General features: G+C 62.1%; 2 protein-coding genes and 1 pseudogene. 2 read left to right on the top strand and 1 reads right to left on the bottom strand.

The annotated features are described in order from the left end of the window. Positions 1-50 precede the first annotated feature (50 nt). Complete coding sequence (locus tag ADL15_RS51395; RefSeq protein WP_083971246.1) at positions 51-461, top strand: VOC family protein; 411 nt, start codon at positions 51-53, stop codon at positions 459-461. Positions 462-744: 283 nt separating this feature from the next. Here ADL15_RS51395 and ADL15_RS14405 read toward each other — a convergent pair whose 3' ends face one another. After that, positions 745-933 (bottom strand): DUF397 domain-containing protein, encoded by a 189-nt coding sequence (locus ADL15_RS14405; protein WP_067689835.1) that lies wholly within the window; start codon positions 931-933, stop codon positions 745-747. Positions 934-1,265: 332 nt separating this feature from the next. On the opposite strand from ADL15_RS14405, the pseudogene ADL15_RS14400 reads away from it, so the two are divergent. Further along, positions 1,266-1,511, top strand: a pseudogene (locus ADL15_RS14400) (recombinase family protein); the annotation flags it as partial.

Raw genomic sequence — 1,511 nt, 5'->3', positions numbered from 1 at the left:
ACCATCCTTGAAGTCCTGATCAAACCTTCGTCGTGTCTCCGCCATCGCCGATCACCAATCCTTTAAGGCGATGTCTCCACGTTACGAGGGGAAGCTCAGTTCTGGATTGCTCCAACCTGGATCGGTCGGCAACTTTCTGGTGCGGTGTGCTCGGCTACCGTGCTGAGCCGAGTTCGCCCGGTCGCTATCAACAGTTGATGCCCCCAGATGGTCATGGCGTTGAACTGCTGCTCCAGCAGGTAACAGAGGCCAAGGTCACCAAGAACCGGTTACATCTGGACCTGCGCGTACCCGATCTGGCCGTAGAAACGGCCAGAGTGATGGCGCTCGGTGCCGGGCGTGTTACAGAAAACGCGATCGAGGAATACGGCTGGAGCTGGCATGTCTTCACCGATCCTGACGGCAACGAGTTCTGTGTACTTCAGCCGCCGAAGGACAATGGCGAAGTCCAATCTTCCTGACTCTGGAAGTGGCATCAAGTTCTCGCATTAGCGTGCGCTCGCATCGGTACGAGAGCAAGCCCGACACCATCTTGTTGGCATGTCCCGAATGCCTGGTGAGCCGGAATATCGCTCATAGCGACTCGAAGATGCGGCCAGCAGTGTCTGGTGATGTTGGCTGGGCCACGGTCATCTCGAAGCATCCAGGTCTGCTGGCTGGCTGAGGCCGTTGACGCGACCACGAACCGGGCAACGGGATGACCACTGCTGGGACTGCCAGAGCGCGGCAACGCTTCTGGGTGATCTAGAGGAGGTGCTCCTCCCGCACTCCCGCGACGAACGCGGCGCGCTCGCTCGGAGTGAAGAACAGGATCGGGCCGCTCGGGTCCTTGCTGTCGCGCACCGCGCAGTCGCTTCCGCTGCCGGACGAACGGCTGCCCTTGCGCCAGGCCAACTCGCTCTGGTTGATGTGGCCGAAGTTCTTGTCTCCCATCACTTCCTCTCCCCGGCTGCCGCCCTGATCAGCTCCAGCGGCTCCTGGTGCGGCGCGGCCCTTCCCAGCATCTCTTCCCAGGCGTCTCTGTATAGCTCGACCTCGGCTCGGCGGCGGATGCTCTAGCGGACGGTGCAGCGGTGGATCGTGGACGTGCGGAACGTTCAGGGCGGGTCGTAACGCTCAGAGGTGAACGTTCGTCGGCAGGGCGTACCGTCGATGTGGCGGCCTGACTCCAACCGGATCGGCCGTACCCTGACTGGCTAGCAGGGGTAGCTAACTGCTGGCGTGTTGAGCATCTTTGGCGTTCTTGAGGCAGCTATGATGCTCATGTGAACTTGAAGGAGTGGGCGTCGTCGACCGGCATCGCGTACATCACCGCTCGACGGCAGTATGCGGCCGGGACGCTGCCTGTTCCTACCTACCGGATCGGCCGTCTCATCATGGTCGGCGAGCCGGTCACCGCAATGTCGGCTGAACCCGGGCAGACAGTGGTGTACGCCCGGGTGTCGTCGGCTGAGCAGAATGCGGACCTGGATCGGCAGGTCGCCCGGGTGACGGTATGGGCCACGAGCCGG

The organism is Actinoplanes awajinensis subsp. mycoplanecinus, assembly GCF_001509495.1.
Taxonomy (GTDB): Bacteria; Actinomycetota; Actinomycetes; order Mycobacteriales; family Micromonosporaceae; genus Actinoplanes; species Actinoplanes palleronii.
The sequence above is the reverse complement of the archived record's forward strand: the minus strand, read 5'-3'. Positions and strand labels throughout refer to the sequence as shown.

Excerpts from the sequence above, each read along its gene's own strand:
- ADL15_RS14405 (WP_067689835.1), bottom strand. The coding sequence starts at position 933 with ATGGGAGACAAGAACTTCGGCCACATCAACCAGAGCGAGTTGGCCTGG.